Consider the following 15,443-nt stretch of genomic DNA (forward strand, 5'->3'; position numbering starts at 1 on the left):
GGCCCAGGGTGTTCCACGACACACCTGCTCCCCTGTTCCGCATCCACCGTGTGACACGATGACGGGGAGGAACACGGCGGTGAGGAGACCCATGACACTCGTGCGCACGCTCGTCACGGCCGCGGCCGGGGCGTACACCGCCAACTGCTCGCTGGGCGGTTCGGTGGCACTCGGGTGGATCGACACCTCGAACGTCCGGTGGGTCCACCACGGGCTCTACATCGTCACGTGCTCGCTCACGGCGGCCGCCTGCGTGGCCGGCCTGCGGGAGCGCTCGACGACGTGGCTCGCCCTGCTCCCTGCCCTCGCTCCCCTGTTCCTGCTGCAGCGTCACGGTGCGCGCCCGCTGCAGCGCCACACCCGGGACGCCCTCGCGGCGGCCCCCTGCTACGCGGCCGGCCTCGCGCTGGCCTGGAGGTGAATCGTGGAATTCTTGGACGTCGTGTTCAACCGCAGGACCACCAACGGAGCGTTCCGTCCGGATCCCGTGAGCCCCGAGCACCAGCAGCTGCTGATCCGCGCGGCCGCGGCGGCGCCGTCGCAGTTCAACAGCCAGCCGTGGCGGTTCGTGCTGATCGAGGACCGGGACACCATCGAGACCGTGGCGCGCATCAGCGGCGAGAGCATGACTGAGGTGATGGGCGCGGGCACGTTCTTCGACCGCTACAAGAAGTACTTCCGGTTCAGCCAGAAGGAGATGGACACCCTGCGCAGCGGCATGCTGTTCGACAAGCTGCCCGCCCTGCTGCGACCGTTCACCTCCCGAGCCTTCACCCCGTCCGGGCAGAACCTCATGAACAGGCTGCGCGTGCCGCAGACCCTGGGTGAGGAGAACCGCAAGCTCGTGGCGGGGTCACCGCTGCTGATCGGTGTGATGCTCGAACGCGGGGAGTACCGCCCGGACGAGCTCTCCGGGTTCTACTCCGTGTTCAGCATGGGCGCGGCCATGGAGAACCTGTGGCTCACCACGGTGGAGCTGGGCATGGGCATCCAGTTCGTGTCCTTCCCCATGGAGGCCCCGCACCAGTGGCAGCGGATCGTGGACATGCTCCACGTCCCGGAGGACCTGGAACTGATGGCCGTGTACCGCCTGGGCTACGTGCCCGAGCGCACACACCGCCCCGCGATCGACTGGTCCAGCCGCGAGCGCAAGCGGCCCTCCCAGTACGTGTTCCGGGAGACGTGCGAGACGCCCCAGCAGGGCTGGGATCAGGACGTGCGTCCCGGGTCCCACTGAGTCCGGTCCTGCTGCGGGGTGTCCACCGGATCCCGGTCCGCCCGGACCGGCTCCGCTTCCTGGCCGGCGTGCACCGCCAGCAGCCGGAAGAACCGCTGCCGCACGGCCCGCCACCCCGGGGGCAGCGCCTCGCGCAGCTCTGCAGGGCGGTAGCTGCGCCGGATGGACAGCAGACCGTCGAAGCGCACGAACACCCTGGCTCGCGCGAGCGGCAGCGTGGCCACCCAGTACAGCAGCCAGGCCGCGCGGTTGCGGCGCAGGTCGTTGTGCACCGCCACCCCGCGGGTCAGCCGACGTGAGTCCGCCAGCACGTCGGACAGCTCCTCCCGTGTCAGGTGGTGGAGCATGTGGTTGGAGATCACGGCGTCGTAGCGCTCCCCCGCTGCCACCAGGTCGTGGCTCGCGAGCGTCCGGTAGGTGGTGCCCGCTCCGCGGTCGTGCGCGGCCGCCCACCGGGTGGCCCGGGCGTCCGGGTCGATGCCCGTGACCCGCACGTCCATGCCGTCCCGGGCGGCCCAGCGTGTGACGGCCCGCGCGACGTCGCCGCCCCCGCAGCCCACGTCCAGCACGGTGGCGGGACGGCCCGCCGCGGCCGCGTCCCGCAGGACGGGTCGCAGGTACCGGCGGTACACGGGTCGCCACGAGGCCACGAGCGGGTTGATCACGCCGAACAACCGGTAGGTGTTGTCCAGGGCCACGGGGTCGCAGGCGGGGTCGTCCATGAGTTCGGGCTCGTGCACGGCCCGCGAGCGCAGCAGCGGGTCCATCAGCCCCGGCCGTCCCGCGCGGGGACCAGGCGCAGCAGGGCGCTCTCGATGCTCAGTCCCGGTCCGAACGCCATGGCGGCCACGGTCCCCGGCATGCCCGCGGACAGCAGGCGTTCCAGCACGAACAGGATGGTCGCGCTGCTCATGTTGCCCACCTCGGAGAGCACCGCCCGCGAGGGCGCCATCTGCTCCGCGGCGAGGCCCAGTCGGCTCTCCACCTTGTCCAGGATGCTGCGTCCGCCCGGGTGCACGGCCCACTGCCCGATGTCCGGCACACGCTCGCCCGTGCGTTCCAGCAGGGGCGCCAGCGCATCGCTCACGTGGTCGTCGATGATCCGCGGCACGTAGGTTCCCAGGATCATCTCGAAGCCCTCGTCCCCCACGCTCCACGCGAGCTCCTCCTCCCCCACGGGCGCCAGGGTGGTCTCGAAGTCCACGAGCTCCATGGTGGGTCCGGGGGCGGGGACGTCGCGCGCGGTGATCACGGCGGCCGCCGCGCCGTCCGCGAAGAGGGCGTTGCCCATGATGGTGTCGGTGTCGTTGCGCACGTGCAGGTGCAGGGTGCACAGCTCCACGCAGACCACGAGCACCACGGCCTCGGGGTCCGCGCGGCACGCGGTGGCCGCCGCCTGCAGCGCGGGGAACGCCGCGTTGCACCCCATGAACCCCAGGTGCATGCGTTTCACGTCCGCGGGCAGGCCCAGGTCCTTGGCCACCCGCACGTCCGGCCCCGGCGCGAAGAACCCGGTGCAGGACACCGTGACCACGTGCGTGACGTCCGCCGCGGTGATCCCCGGTGCCGTGCTCTCGAGGGCCGCCCTCCCGGCGGTCACGAACAGCTCCCGCGCGTTCTGCGTGTACAGCTGGTTGCGCGCGTGCGTGCCGGGTGAGAGCAGGTGCCCCGTGGCGGGGTCCACGAACGGCGACGGCGCGGCGTCGGCCTGCGGGGCCCGCGCGGCGTCGTGCGGCGCGGTGGCCGCGGCGAGACCCAGCTCCGGAAGAACGGTGTGGCGCGTGGCCACCCCCGCGCCGCCGAACGCGGAGCGCACGAGGCGCGAACCCAGGCGGTTCATGCCCGGCTGCTCGGCGAACAGGCGGGTGACGTCCTCCTGGTGGATGACGGTCTCGGGGACCACGGTGTCGATCGTCAGCATACGAACGGTCATACCCCATGGTAGGCACGGTCGACCCGGCGCAGCCGAGCCGCCGGGTCACGCACCAGCCCGCGACCGTGCAGGGCAGGCGCGGCACATCCGAGTTCTCTCCGCGCACAGCCACGGCCGCACCACGGGAAACGGCCGCCCGATCCGTGCGGATCGGGCGGCCGTCGAACGGGTGAGGACGCTCGGCTCAGAGGTCCACCACGTCGTTCTCGCCCTTCACGGTGTCACCCGTGACCTTGGACTTGATCAGGTTGGCCACCTGGGTGACCTTGCTGCTGCCGGGGCTGTCCCAGTACTCGGCGGTGTCGCCGTCGATCTCGATGAGGATGTTGTTCGGGTTCTCGGGCCCGCCCTCGAGCCACGAGCCGGAGAAGGAGTCCCACAGCTCGCGCAGCTTGGCCTCGTCGTTGACCACGCGCGCGGTGCCGCTCAGGGACACCCACGCGCCGCTGCCGGAGTAGGCCACGTTGACCTCGGGGCGCGACTGGATGTCCTGGGCCTGCGTGGAGTCCCGCTCGGCGATGAAGCGCACGGTGCCGTCGAAGTCTACTTCCTGCGTGGCCATGGGCTTGGAGACCAGGTGCCCGGCGCCGTCCACGTGCGTGAGCATGGCGATGCGGGTGCCCTTGATGATGTCCCGCACCTTCTCGATGTTGTCGTTGCTGTCTGCCATGGCACTGCCTTTCGTCGCGACTGATCATGGGGTCCGGCCGCCGTGCGCGAAGTGCCCGCGAGCGCGTCACCCGCGCGGCGGCGTCGGGCCTCAGTCTATTGACCGGTGACGCCGCGCACGAGAAGTTGGCCGCGAGCGGAATCCCGGGGGTCCGCTCCGGCCCGGTCACCTCGTGTGCCGATGGCACCGGGATCCGCCCGCCCCCGGCCCGCAGCGCGCGGCCGGGCCCACCCACCACCGCGCGAGCCCGACCGCCGCGAGTTCGACCGCCCGGCGCCGGCGGTCCTAGGCTGGGGGTTCGCCCGCCGACCCGGACGGCGTCGTGGGCAGAGCCCTGCCACGCCGTCGTCGTGTGCCGGGCCCGTGTGATCACCCGTGCCGCACCGAGAGGAATGCCGCCGTGGAGCGAGCTCCGGAGCAGATCGTCGACGCGCTGCTGCAGCGCCACGGTCTCAGCTACGCGCAGGAGGCGGGGATCCGGCTGCGGGACACGCCCGCGCCCCTGTACCAGCTGCTCGTGCTGTGCAACCTGCTGTCCGCGCGCATCGGCGCCCCGGTCGCCGTGGCCAGCGCGCGGGAGCTGTTCGCCGCCGGGTGCACCACGCCGGAGAAGATGCGCGCCGCCACGTGGCGCCACCGTGTGAGCGCGCTGGGGCGTGGCGGCTACAAACGCTACGACGAGCGCACGTCCACCATGCTCGGCGACGGCGCGGACCTGCTCCTGCACACCTACGGCGGTGACCTCCGCCGGCTCCGTGACGCCGCCGGGGGATCCCGGGAGATCCTGCGGCGGCTGCAGGAGTTCCCGGGCATCGGTCCCACGGGTGCCTCGATCTTCGCCCGCGAGGCCCAGGGGGTGTGGCCCGTGCTCGCCCCGCACCTCGACACGAAGGCCTTGGACGGTGCCCGCAGGATCGGTCTGCCCGACGACGCCGCCGCGCTCGCGGATCTCGTGGCCCCCGATCAACTTCCCGTTCTGGCCTCGGCCCTCGTCCGGGTGGCGCTGGACCGCACCAAGGGCGATCCGCTGGGGTAGGCCGAGCACCGCCGCGCACCCGCACCGCACCTGCCAGCCCCGTTCCCGAAAGGCCGCGCCGATCTCATCCCGCACCGTGCCGCTCCGCTCTTGTCCGACACCGCCGGACCCGCGTGTGACCTGCGAGAACACATGCGGTTTTCACGTTCCCGTCACGTCCAGGACGGCGCGATGCTACGCGGGGGTAGCACCGTGGCACCCGTCCGACCGCCCCCGCGGCCACCGTTGCGGGAACGTCCCCTGCCTCCGCTGTGAAAGGCCCACCGTGAACTCTCACCCCACCCCCCGCCGCCTGCGTCGCGCGAGTGCCGCGGCCGCGCTCTCCCTCGCGGTCCTCGCTCCCGTGGCCGCACCCGCGTCCGCCACCGCCCCGCCGGTCCAGACCCCCGCTCACGCCGCCCCCGCCGCGGCCACGTCCGGGCCCCTGCTGATCGGACACCGCGGAGCCGCCGGGACCGCCCCCGAGAACACCGTCTCCGCGTTCGAGGAGGCGCGCTCCTCGCATGCGGACTTCTTCGAGCTGGACGTGCAGCTCTCCGCGGACGGGGTGCCGTTCATCTTCCACGACGACGTCCCCGCGCGGACCACCAACGTGGCCCAGGTCTTCCCGGGCCGGGAGAACGACCCCATCACCTCCTTCACCTGGGCCGAGCTGCAGCGGCTCGAGACCGGTTCACACTTCTCGGGTCGGTTCGCGGGCGAGAAGATCCCCCACTTCGACGACGCCGCCAAGGTGGCCGGCAACAAGATCGGCGTGTTCGTCGAGATCAAGTCCCCGCAGAACTCGCCGGGTCTGGAGAAGGTGGTGGCGGACTCGCTGCGGAACAACCCGGCGTGGAACCGGCTGGTGCGGTGCGGGAAGATCGAGGTGCTGGGTTTCGACGCCGCGTCCAACCGGAAGTTCGCCCGCCTGGCTCCCGAGGTGCCCCTGCAGCAGCTCATGGACACCGTCCCCGATGCCGCCACCCTGGCGCAGATCGCCACGTACGCCGACCACTTCGGCACGGACTACCGGCTCCTGGACGCCGCGGGCGTGCAGCGTGTGAAGGCCGCGGGACTCGGCATGGGCGTCTACACGGTGGACTCCACGGCGGCCTACGACTCCGTGGTGGCGCTCGGCGTGGACCGCGTGACCGGGGACTTCCCGGTGCAGTTCTCCCGGCACGCCCGCGGCCAGAAGGCCTTCCCCCAGAACACCGGCGTGCGGGTGGCGGGTGCCGTCAACGACGTCCCCGGCAACGACCTGCAGCCGGAGACCGGCGAGCACGTGATCCTGCAGAACACCACCCGGCACCCGGTCGACGTGTCCGGGTACCGGGTCCGGGACACCAAGGACAACACCCTCACGGTGGGTCGGGGGTACGTGCTGGCACCCGGGGCCCGGTTGAACGTCTACACCGGGCCGGGCACCAACCGCCCGGGGGCCTACTACAACGGCGCCGCCACCGAGGCGCTCGACAACGAGGGTGACTCCGTGGCGCTGTGGTCCTCCCACGGCACGCTGCAGGACACGTTCGCGAACTGAGTCCGCGCGGCCAGGGGCCGGGCCTGGAGGGAACGGCGGATCCCTCCGGGTGCGGCCCCGGGTGTGCCCGGCAGGGGCAGCGGGCGGGCACAGCATTCCCGGCCCCGGTGCCGACCGGCTCGCGTGAGTCCCGGCCGGGAAGGCGCGTCAGTCGGTCACGATGAGGTGCAGTCCTCGATCCAGCGCGGCTTCCACGCCTGCCCGGACGGGATCGGGTGCGTTGAGGTGGTCCAGTGTCAGCCCGTTGACCAGGGCCGTGACCAGGGAGGCCGCCGCGTCCGGCGTGAGACCCTCCCGCAGCTTGCCGTCCTGCCGGGCGCGTTCCAGCACGTCACGCACCATGGCGTGGAAGTGCTGCATCTCCGCCCAGTACAGCTCTGCGAGCCAGGTGCGGGTGGAAGCGGCCGCGCCGTAGCTGACCCACACGGCGGCGTCCTCGCGACGCACCCCTTCCAGGGGAAGGAGCTCCCTCAGGGCGCGCACGAGTGATGCGCGGTAGCCGCCAGGACCCCGCGCCCGCTCCACCCGCTGGACCTGGCGTTCCACGGAACGGGTCAGCGCCGCGACCAGCAGGTCCTGGCGCGTCGTGTAGTGGTACTGCACCGTCCCCGCCGACAGTCCGGATTCCTGGGCCACGCTGCGCATACTCACCACGTCGAAACCGCGGCGGGCGATGACACGGATGGCGGCGTCCGCGATCCGTTCCTGCGTGGGCAGCACGCCTGACTTCTCGTGTTCCTCCGTCATGGCCCCTTCACCTCTCGTACGATTGTATGGTGAGATGCTCTCGTACATTCGTATGAGGGATGCCGGAACATGACGGGAGCGGACATGGGAGACGTGCTGGCGCTGATCGGCCTGGCCCTGCTGGACAGCATGAGTCTCGGCACCCTGGTGATCCCTCTGGTGCTCGTCATCTCCCGTCGACGGGTGGACGTCCTCCCCCTGGCCTTCTACTTCGCCACGGTGGTCGTGATCTACTTCGCCCTGGGAATCGCCCTTGCCCTGGGATTCGAGCTGCTGGCCGACACGGCGCAGGACGTGTGGAGCAGTGCCCCCGCGCAGTGGTTCAAGCTGATCTCGGGGATCGGGCTGTTCGCCTACGGGGTCCTCGCCCCGGACCCCGTGAAGCGGCAGGGTGCCCGCACACCTCCGCGTTCGCTCCACCCGGGTGCCATGATCGCGCTGGGAGCCGGCGCCGCCCTGACGGAGGCGGCGACCATGGTTCCGTACCTGGCGGCGAACGGCATCATCACCGCCATGAACATCGGGTGGCCCGCGCGGATCGCCCTGCTGGCCGGTTACTGCCTCGTGATGATCCTGCCCGCGCTCGTGCTCATCGGCGGCGCCACCGTGCTCGGCGAGCGCATCTGGCCGCGCCTGGAGGCCTTGATCCCCACACTGGAACGGGAAGCGAAGATCACGCTCCTGTGGGTTGCCGCGCTGGTGGGCATCTGGATGGCCGGCTCCGGCTTCTCCGCCCTGCACCACTGACACCGGGACAAACTCCCCCCGCCCGCTGTGGCATACTCGCCACCAGACGGCGTGACCCAGCGCCCAGCCCGCGCACGGACCCCAGCTCCCGCGCCGAGGCGAAGGGGAGAGAATTCTCGGGTCGTCCGTTGCCGTCATTCCTCGTCCGACCGGGCGATCATGCTGGGGATGGTGTGCGCGGTCGAGGTACGAGATGACCCACAGCAGCGACTTCAAGGACCTGGTCCGCGCCCGCATGCGCGCCACCGGTCAGCCCTACACGGCCGCCCGCGCCGACCTCCTGCGCGAGCACGACGACGCCGCGGCGCCCGGTTCCTCCCTCCGCGCACCCCGTGCGTCCTCTTCTGTGCCGGAGCCATTCCCTGCCGCGCAGCCCACGCCGACCGGAGACGCGTCCGCTCCCACGGCCCCCGACGCGGCGTCGTCCGAACAGTGGCGCCGCGCCGAGGCCGAGTACCGCAGGATGCTCGGGCGCTTCGTGCAGGACGGTCGAGTGGTGTCCGTCCCGGCCCGCAGGCGTGCCCGCGTGTTCGTGCTGCTGCACCTGCTCTCGCTGATCCCCGCCGGACGCACCTACTCCGAGTCCGAGATCAACGAGATCCTGCGGACCACCGTGGCGGATGTCGCGTTCTGGCGCCGGGAACTCGTGAACTACGGGTACCTGGAGCGCGAGCCGGGGGTGTACTGGCTCCCCACCGAGGTGCCCGAGCGGCCGGTGTCCATCAGGCAGGAGACCCCCGAGTGGGAAGCCCTCTGGCTCCCCACGCACCTGCGCAACCGGACCCGGTGAGCGCCGGGACCACACGCGATGGCATCCGCCTCACGGTGCTGCTCGCGGGACTGCTGCTGTCCACGTGCGGGGACGACATCGCCGCGATCGCGTTCTCCCTGCGCGCCGCCCGGTCGGGCTCCCCGCAGCTGCTGGCGGCGATCCTCCTGGCCCAGTCCGTTCCCGCACTGGCGCTCGGACTGTTCGGAGGGGTCATCGCGGACAGGTCGCTGCGCTGGTGGTGGTGGCCGGCCTCCCTGCTGGTCCAGGGCCTGCTGTTCATCACCATGGCCGTGCTGCAACGGGATGCCGTGATCGTGCTGTGCGTCGCGCTGACCAGCGCCGTCGCGGCCCTCACCGGCCCCGTGGCGAACAAGCTCATCGCGCGGCACAGCCGCAACCACCAGCGCACGGGCGGGCACCTGGCCACGGTGAACGGGCTGTCGCAGGCCGCCGGGGCCGCACTCGGTGGGGTGGCCTTCGGCATGAACGGCGTGGCGCCCCTGCTGCTGGTCGACGCGGCGAGCTTCCTCCTGCTGGCGGTCGTGGCGCTCGCCGTGACCGGGCGGGCGCCGGTGCCCCTGGACTCCTCCGCTCGGGGTGGAGTCCTCCTGGGATTCTCCCGCCTGGCCGCGCCGGGATCGTTCGGGGTCGCCGGCCTCCTGCTCCTGGCGTGGACGGTGTTCGCCACTTCCCTGGAGGGTGTGGCCGGGGTCTTCGTGCTCACCGGTCCAGCCGCCTGGACATCGGCGCACGTGGGCCTCGCGTGGGGCCTGTGGGGTGTCGGCCTCGTGGCGGGGGGCCAGTTTGCGGGCCGGGTCCGGGGGCGGGCGACGCCGCTGCTCGTCGCCGGCGCCGCGTGCATGGGCGCCGTTTTCCTGGTGCTCGCGTGCTTCCTGCCCGGCTTCGGCGCCGCCGCCCCGCTCTTCGGGATCGGGGGCGCGGCCAACGGCGCTTTCAACGCGGCGGTGTCACGGATCATCCTCACCGCGGTTCCGCTGACCGAGCAGGCGCGCTGCTGGGCCGCGTACCGTTGGATCGTGACATGCTGCCTGGTCGCCGGATACGTGGTGGGCGGCGCGGCGGGCGCGCAGCACGGCGTCGCGGCGCTTGCCGGGGCCGGGGGGCTCGCCGTCCTCGGGGCGGTGGTGCGCGTCGTCGCCGGAGCAGGCGGCCGACGTGCACCTCGAAAGGAGCTTCCATGACCCAGCAAGTCTTCGACTCCCACCTGCACATCATCGACCCCGCCCACCCGCTCGTGGCGAACGACGGGTTCGTGCCCGGGCCGTTCACGGTGGCTGACTACCGCGAGCGCACCGAGGGGCTGGGCATTGCCGGCGGGGCGGTGGTCTCCGGATCGTTCCAGGCCTTGGACCAGGGCTACCTCGTCGCCGCGCTGCGGGCGCTGGGCCCGGGCTTCGTGGGTGTCACGCAGATCCCGGTGGACACCACCGATCGGCGGATCCGGGAGCTGCACGACGCCGGCGTGCGGGCCGTGCGCTTCAACGTGGCCCGCGGTGGCTCGGCGGACCTCGACGAGCTCGAGCGGCTGGCACGGCGGGTGCACGATCTCGCGGGCTGGCACGCGGAGTTCTACATCGACGCCCGCAGCATCGACGCCGACCTCTCCCACCGGATCGCCGCCCTCCCCGCCGCGAGCATCGACCACCTGGGCATGCACGCGGACGGCCTTCCCACCCTCCTGCGACTCGTGGCGCAGGGGGTGAAGGTCAAGGCCACCGGTTTCGGCCGGGTGGAGCTGGACCCCACCGCCACCATCCGGGCGATCATGGACACGGACCCGACGGCGCTCATGGCCGGCACGGACCCGCCCTCCACCCGCGCGCGCCGCCCGTTCCGGGACGAGGACCTCGAGGTGATCCGCGCGGCCCTCTCCCCCGGTGAGGTGGCGGACGTGTTCTGGAACAACGCCGCCGCCTTCTACGCCCCGTAGCCCACCGCGACGCCCCGCCCCCGACGCCCCACCCGGCCGCGCGGGTGTCGGCACGACGGCGGGGAGGCCGCGGCGGGCCCCGGCGACGTCGTCCGCCACACCCCGGCCCCGGCGGCGCCGTCCGGGATCAGGCCGCTCCGGATGCCGTCGGTGCAGGAGGCGCGGAAGAGCGGGGCCGCGCATCCCGCCGCCCGCCGCGCTGCGCGGCGATCCCGGCGAGCACGACGACGGTGATGCCCACGACCTGCACCGGCGCGGGTGCCTGGCCCAGCACGAGCAGCCCGATGAGCACGCCGAACGCCGGCTCCACGGACAGCAGCGTGCCGAATGCCGTGTGGGTCATCCGGCGCAGCGCGAGCATCTCCAGTCCGAATGCCAGCACGGGCGTGATCAGGGCGATCCCCGCGGCCGCGGGCAGGACCCACCACACGAGCTCCCCGCCAAGGACCTGCGGCAGACCCACCGGCAGGGTGGCCACGGCCGCGACCGGGATGGTGAGCGAGAGGCCGCTGATGCCGGAGAGCCTGTCCCCCACGTGCTGGGTGAGCACGTTGTAGAGGGCCCAGCACGTGCCGGCGGCCACCGCGAAACCGAGACCAGCCGGGTCGATGCTCCCGCGCCACGGCTCGCTCAGCAGCACCACGCCGCAGAAGGCCAGGGCCGGCCACACGAGTGCCGAGCGGCGCCTGCTCGTCACCCCGGCGACGGTGAGCGGCCCGAGGAACTCGACCGCCACGGCCGTGCCCAGGGGGATGCGGTCCACGGCGGCCAGGAAGAACGTGGTCATGAACCCCGTGGCCACCCCCAGCGCGAGCAGTGCCGGGATGTCCTGCCGCCGCAGGGAGCCGATGGCCGGGCGGGCGAGGAGCCACAGGAACACCACCCCGAAGCACATGCGCAGCCACGCGGTGCCGGCCGGGCCCACCTGCCCGATCACCGGCACGGACAGCGCGTTGGAGAGCTGCACGGCGAGCATGGCCGTCACGGCCAGCGTCCACGGTGGCAGCCCGTCGAGCGTGCGGCGGGTGCTCACGAGGCCCGCAGCACGGTGCGGGACACCGTGACGGTATCGCCCAGGGTGGCCAGCGCCTCGGCGAGGTCGTCCCCCGCGGCGCTCAGCGCGGCGTCGTCCACCGGGGCGAGGGCGTCCATGATGAACAGGGCCGAGCGGGTGCCGTCCGACAGCGCCGTGCGGCGGCCCTGGCGCCAGTTCCAGCGCCGGCAGGTGACCCCCGCGTCGTCGCGCCACACCACCTCGCCCGCGTCCGGGTGCTCGACCACGTCCGCGCCGTCGGCGCTCGTGTCGAAGGCCTCGTCCCCCGTGGCGCGCACCAGTCGTGCGGGCCCGCGGTAGCGGGCGAGGTCCTCGCCGCCCAGGGGGATCTGGTGCAGCACGGAGACGGCGTTGTAGATGTCCGTGAGGGCGTTGACGCGGGGCAGCCCGCCCTCGGCGCGGCGGGTGAGGGCCTCGAGGCTGTTGCGGGTGCGCTGCGGTTTGGCGCCGAACGCGCGGTACGCGTCCCGCCACGCGGCGATGTGGGGCAGCTCGACCACGGGTGCGCCGGCCAGCAGCTCTCGCGCGCGGGTCTCGGCCCGGGCGATCATCCGGTCCGCGGCCGGCGAGGCGGCACGTGCGTCGAGGCCGTCCACGACCATCAGCAGGGCGCGGTAGTCCGGGCGCAGCTCGGCCACGGCGGGGTCGATCGCGCAGCGGGCGAGGAACGGGTGGGGTGAGCGGTCGTCATGCATGCGGTGCCTCCGGGGTGCGCGTGTGCCCCACGCCCGGCTCGAACACGCAGAGCGAGAACCGGGCCGTGGAGCCGTGGGTGTGGGCGTAGGAGTGGTCGACGTCGCCTGGGAACGTCAGGGCGTCCCCGGCGTCGAGCGCGTGGGACTCGTCGCCGACCTCGACGAGCACGGAACCCTCCAGGACCTGCAGGAGCTCACGCGTGCCGGCGCTGTGCGCCTCGCTCGCGTGGCGCTCACCGGGGGCCAGGGTCCAGTCCCACAGCTCCACCACGTCCGGCGGTTCGGTGCCGGCCACGAGCACGCCGCGGCCGCCGTGGTCCCCGCGCCACAGCAGAGCCCCGTCACCGGCGCGGGTCACCCTGGCCGTCCACTGCGCGGGCGGCTCCACGAGCGCCGGAAGGCCGACCCCCAGCGCGTCCGCGAGCCGCAGCAGCGTGCCGACACTCGGGTTCGCGGATCCCTGCTCCACGTTGACGAGCATGCGCCGGCTCACGCCGGCCTGCTCCGCCAACCGGTCCAGGGTCCAGCCGTGGGTGGTGCGTTCATGTCTCACGCGCTCGCCGATGGCGCGCGCGAGGGTGTCCGGGGTGGTCGCCATATAATGCAACATAGTGCACTTTACGTGCACTGTAAAAATTTACAGGCGCACGGACCCGTTCAGGGGGCAACCCTTCGCAGACCCGCTTCCGACAACCCTCGGGGGCGCGGGCGGCAGACCGCCCCGGTGCTGAAGCACTCTAGAGTGACTTCCATGTCTGATCACCGGGACTCCCCCGCAGCCGACGACCGCGAAAACCTCCGCATCCCCGTGGGGTCCGGCACCGTGGCCGGCCACCTGTGGCTGCCCGCGGAGGGCCCGAGCGGCGTCGTCGTCGTGCACCCCGCCACGGCCACTCCCGAGCGGTTCTACACCGGGTTCGCGCAGTACCTCGCATCGCGCGGGCTCGCCGCCGTGACGTACGACTACCGCGGCACGGGCGCGTCCGGGAACCCTCGCGAGCATCGGGAGATCCGCATGCGCGACTGGATGGGTGGGGACGTCCCCGCGGTCGCCGCGTGGACCCGCGAGCGCTTCCCGGACCTGCCGGTCATGGCCGTGGGCCACAGCATCGGCGGCCACGCCATGGTGCTCGGGCACGGCATCGAGGGCCTGGACCGCTTCGCGGTGGTCTCCTCCCACCTGGCGCACACCAGGACCATTGCGCCGCGCGCCGAGCGGTTGCGCGTGGCCGCCATGCTGCATGCCGTGGGCCCCGCTCTGAGCCGGGCGCTGGGTTACATGCCCGGCAGACGGCTGGGCATCGGGGAGGACATGCCCACCGCGGCGATGATCGAGTGGGGCGCCTGGGCGCGCCGCCCGGGCTACTTCTTCGACGACCCGTCCATGGAGGCCACGTCCCGCGCCGCCTCGGTGACCCAGCAGGTGCTCGCCCTGGGCGCGTCCGACGACCCGTGGGCCAGCCCCGCCCAGATGCGCGCCCTGACCGATCGGCTCACCTCGGCGTCCGTGGAACACCGCACGTTCACCCCGGAGCAGCTGGGGGTCGCACGGATCGGGCACCACGGTCTATTCCGCCGCTCCGCCGCCGACGCCGTGTGGCCGGGTCTGGTGGACTGGCTCACCGCGCCGTCGGTCCAGGACTGACCCGCTCCACCCGGACTGCCACTCGTGGCTCTCGCACGATGGAACAATGACGACGTTGTTCGCCACAAAGAGTGCTAGTGACTGTTATTCTCGTCATTGACAGCGAGGAGGGGGTCATGGCCGGCTACCACATCGAACGGCAGATGGCCGAGTTCGGGGCGCACATCCGCGGCTGGCGGCTGGTGCTGAACCTGACCGCGCAGCAGGTCTCCGAGCGCGCGGACATCACACGCGACACACTGCGCCGGGTGGAGAAGGGCGATCCCGGCGTCGGCTTCGGCAACGTGGCCCAGGTGCTGCGCGCGCTGGGCATCCTGGACATCGCCGTCCACGCGGTTGATCCCCTGGAGAGCGACGTGGGGCGCCTGCGCGCCGGCAATCTCACGAGGAAGCGCGCGCGATGACGACGCTCGAGGTCTTCAGCTCACCACGTCACCCGAGCGCCCCTGGCCCGGGACGCGCCTCACTCTCCGCGAGCGCCTCGACAAACGGGACAGACGACTATGTGGGCCAGGGATCAGACGCGAGCCGCCCGTAGGTCTCCACATCCACACGGGCCCCGTCGATCAAGAACTTTCCCCGTTCCGTCCCCTCCCTCACGAAGCCGGCGGACCGGGCGACAGCCCCGGACGCCGGGTTGTTCACTCGATGGCCCAGCTCCAGTCGTTCCACACCACGCTCTGACAACGCCCAGTCGGCAACCGTGGCCGCTGCCCGTGCGGTCCATCCCCGGCCCCGCGCGCTGACGGCCGTCCAGTACCAGAACCAGCCGCTCTTGTTCTGCTCGTCGATGGTGATGCCAATGAGGCCCACGAGAATCGACCCCTCGCACAGCGCCCAGGCAGCGCCTGATGCGGGATCGCTGACAGTGCGGACGTATTGTTCGGCTTCCACAAGGGTTCGAACGGTCCCCTGACGAGCCATCTCCGGGTCGGAAACGAACGCCGCCAGGACCTGCGGTGCGTCCTCCGCGCGAAGGAACCGAAGGCGCGGACCCGGCGGGGCGATGCAGGTGGCCAGTGACTGTGCCATGACGGGCTCCTCGGGAGGCTGGTCGGAGAACCCAGTATCACCCGTGGGACACCGTCCCGGGCGAACGGCGGCCCGCACCGGCGTGAGGGCGGGCATCGCGGCGGAGGCCTGCCCGGCGGTGTTGGTGCCCACCAGCAGGGCGGGGCTCGCACCGATGCCCTGCGCGATGGCCACCTGGAGCGGGCCGAACAGGGTGTTGTAGTTGACCACCGACCCCGTGAGGAACACGCCGATCCAGTCGGTCACGGGCGCAATGAGCGGGAACACCGGCGCCGACCACCGCAGAGGCGGGAATGCGGAACACGAGCAGCGCCACGAGGGCCTGCCACCGCGGGTGCCCGCCCGGGATCCGAGCGGGCACCCGCGGTGGGCTGGACGCACACCCGGCCGAGCGGCGTC

At 72.3% G+C, this 15,443-nt stretch carries 18 protein-coding genes; 10 read left to right on the forward strand and 8 right to left on the reverse strand.

Translation table 11 applies throughout. The features are described from left to right. Positions 1 to 91: 91 nt before the first annotated feature. Positions 92 to 421, forward strand: coding sequence for a hypothetical protein (locus C1C97_RS04200; RefSeq protein ID WP_110919279.1), 330 nt, complete (start codon positions 92 to 94; stop codon positions 419 to 421). A gap of 3 nt (positions 422 to 424) precedes the next feature. Continuing rightward, positions 425 to 1,237, forward strand: a complete 813-nt coding sequence (locus tag C1C97_RS04205) for a nitroreductase family protein (protein WP_121030125.1) — start codon at positions 425 to 427, stop codon at positions 1,235 to 1,237. Here the strand turns inward: C1C97_RS04205 and C1C97_RS04210 are convergent. The 3 genes from C1C97_RS04210 to C1C97_RS04220 form a co-directional block, all read right to left on the reverse strand. After that, the gene (locus C1C97_RS04210; RefSeq protein WP_121030127.1) at positions 1,210 to 2,004 is read right to left on the reverse strand and encodes a class I SAM-dependent methyltransferase; all 795 of its coding nucleotides are present in this window, start codon (positions 2,002 to 2,004) and stop codon (positions 1,210 to 1,212) included. The two genes, C1C97_RS04205 and C1C97_RS04210, sit on opposite strands and share 28 nt — an antisense overlap. Then, positions 2,004 to 3,170: a type III polyketide synthase gene (locus tag C1C97_RS04215; protein ID WP_121030129.1), complete on the reverse strand. Its 1,167-nt coding sequence runs from the start codon at positions 3,168 to 3,170 to the stop codon at positions 2,004 to 2,006. Before C1C97_RS04215 ends, C1C97_RS04210 begins: the two co-directional genes overlap by 1 nt. Before the next feature lie 184 nt (positions 3,171 to 3,354). Continuing rightward, the gene (locus tag C1C97_RS04220; protein ID WP_121030131.1) at positions 3,355 to 3,840 is read right to left on the reverse strand and encodes a pyridoxamine 5'-phosphate oxidase family protein; all 486 of its coding nucleotides are present in this window, start codon (positions 3,838 to 3,840) and stop codon (positions 3,355 to 3,357) included. 400 nt (positions 3,841 to 4,240) lie between these two features. Here C1C97_RS04220 and C1C97_RS04225 point away from each other — a divergent pair, with 400 nt between their 5' ends. Together C1C97_RS04225 and C1C97_RS04230 are read left to right on the forward strand one after the other, a co-directional pair. After that, entirely contained in the window at positions 4,241 to 4,876 is a 636-nt protein-coding gene (locus C1C97_RS04225) for an endonuclease (RefSeq protein ID WP_121030133.1), read from the forward strand. Positions 4,877 to 5,141: 265 nt separating this feature from the next. Further along, entirely contained in the window at positions 5,142 to 6,401 is a 1,260-nt protein-coding gene (locus C1C97_RS04230) for a glycerophosphodiester phosphodiesterase family protein (protein ID WP_233542721.1), read from the forward strand. Between the two features lie 147 nt (positions 6,402 to 6,548). On the opposite strand, the gene C1C97_RS04235 is transcribed toward C1C97_RS04230, so the two are convergent. After that, positions 6,549 to 7,148: a TetR/AcrR family transcriptional regulator gene (locus tag C1C97_RS04235; RefSeq protein WP_121030135.1), complete on the reverse strand. Its 600-nt coding sequence runs from the start codon at positions 7,146 to 7,148 to the stop codon at positions 6,549 to 6,551. 69 nt (positions 7,149 to 7,217) lie between these two features. On the opposite strand from C1C97_RS04235, the gene C1C97_RS04240 reads away from it, so the two are divergent. The 4 genes from C1C97_RS04240 to C1C97_RS04255 all read left to right on the forward strand — a co-directional run bounded on the left by C1C97_RS04240 (position 7,218) and on the right by C1C97_RS04255 (position 10,618). After that, a complete protein-coding gene (locus C1C97_RS04240; protein ID WP_233542723.1) occupies positions 7,218 to 7,895 on the forward strand; it encodes a GAP family protein in 678 nt (225 codons plus the stop codon). A gap of 193 nt (positions 7,896 to 8,088) precedes the next feature. Continuing rightward, entirely contained in the window at positions 8,089 to 8,685 is a 597-nt protein-coding gene (locus C1C97_RS04245; protein WP_121030139.1) for a DUF2087 domain-containing protein, read from the forward strand. Continuing rightward, the gene (locus tag C1C97_RS04250; protein WP_121030141.1) at positions 8,682 to 9,869 is read left to right on the forward strand and encodes an MFS transporter; all 1,188 of its coding nucleotides are present in this window, start codon (positions 8,682 to 8,684) and stop codon (positions 9,867 to 9,869) included. The genes C1C97_RS04245 and C1C97_RS04250 overlap by 4 nt, the downstream gene beginning before the upstream one ends. Beyond that, complete coding sequence (locus C1C97_RS04255) at positions 9,866 to 10,618, forward strand: amidohydrolase family protein (RefSeq protein WP_121030143.1); 753 nt, start codon at positions 9,866 to 9,868, stop codon at positions 10,616 to 10,618. The genes C1C97_RS04250 and C1C97_RS04255 overlap by 4 nt, the downstream gene beginning before the upstream one ends. Positions 10,619 to 10,745: 127 nt before the next feature. Here C1C97_RS04255 and C1C97_RS04260 read toward each other — a convergent pair whose 3' ends face one another. From C1C97_RS04260 to C1C97_RS04270, 3 genes are read right to left on the reverse strand one after another with little or no spacing between them, the layout of a single operon-like run. Then, on the reverse strand, positions 10,746 to 11,651 hold the full coding sequence (locus C1C97_RS04260) for an EamA family transporter (protein ID WP_121030145.1): 906 nt from the start codon (positions 11,649 to 11,651) through the stop codon (positions 10,746 to 10,748). Then, positions 11,648 to 12,367, reverse strand: coding sequence for a B3/B4 domain-containing protein (locus C1C97_RS04265; protein WP_121030147.1), 720 nt, complete (start codon positions 12,365 to 12,367; stop codon positions 11,648 to 11,650). Before C1C97_RS04265 ends, C1C97_RS04260 begins: the two co-directional genes overlap by 4 nt. Next, positions 12,360 to 12,965 (reverse strand): helix-turn-helix domain-containing protein, encoded by a 606-nt coding sequence (locus C1C97_RS04270; protein ID WP_199712169.1) that lies wholly within the window; start codon positions 12,963 to 12,965, stop codon positions 12,360 to 12,362. The genes C1C97_RS04265 and C1C97_RS04270 overlap by 8 nt, the downstream gene beginning before the upstream one ends. Positions 12,966 to 13,118: 153 nt before the next feature. Between C1C97_RS04270 and C1C97_RS04275 the strand changes: the two genes are divergently transcribed. After that, positions 13,119 to 14,012 (forward strand): alpha/beta hydrolase family protein, encoded by an 894-nt coding sequence (locus C1C97_RS04275; protein ID WP_121030151.1) that lies wholly within the window; start codon positions 13,119 to 13,121, stop codon positions 14,010 to 14,012. A 77-nt stretch (positions 14,013 to 14,089) separates the two neighbouring features. Further along, a complete protein-coding gene (locus tag C1C97_RS04280) occupies positions 14,090 to 14,416 on the forward strand; it encodes a helix-turn-helix domain-containing protein (RefSeq protein WP_407657243.1) in 327 nt (108 codons plus the stop codon). A 97-nt stretch (positions 14,417 to 14,513) separates the two neighbouring features. Here the strand turns inward: C1C97_RS04280 and C1C97_RS04285 are convergent, their stop codons facing one another. Beyond that, a complete protein-coding gene (locus tag C1C97_RS04285) occupies positions 14,514 to 15,425 on the reverse strand; it encodes a GNAT family N-acetyltransferase (protein WP_407657244.1) in 912 nt (303 codons plus the stop codon). Positions 15,426 to 15,443 lie beyond the last annotated feature (18 nt).

The organism is Kocuria tytonis, from assembly GCF_003226895.2.
Taxonomy (GTDB): Bacteria; Actinomycetota; Actinomycetes; order Actinomycetales; family Micrococcaceae; genus Kocuria; species Kocuria tytonis.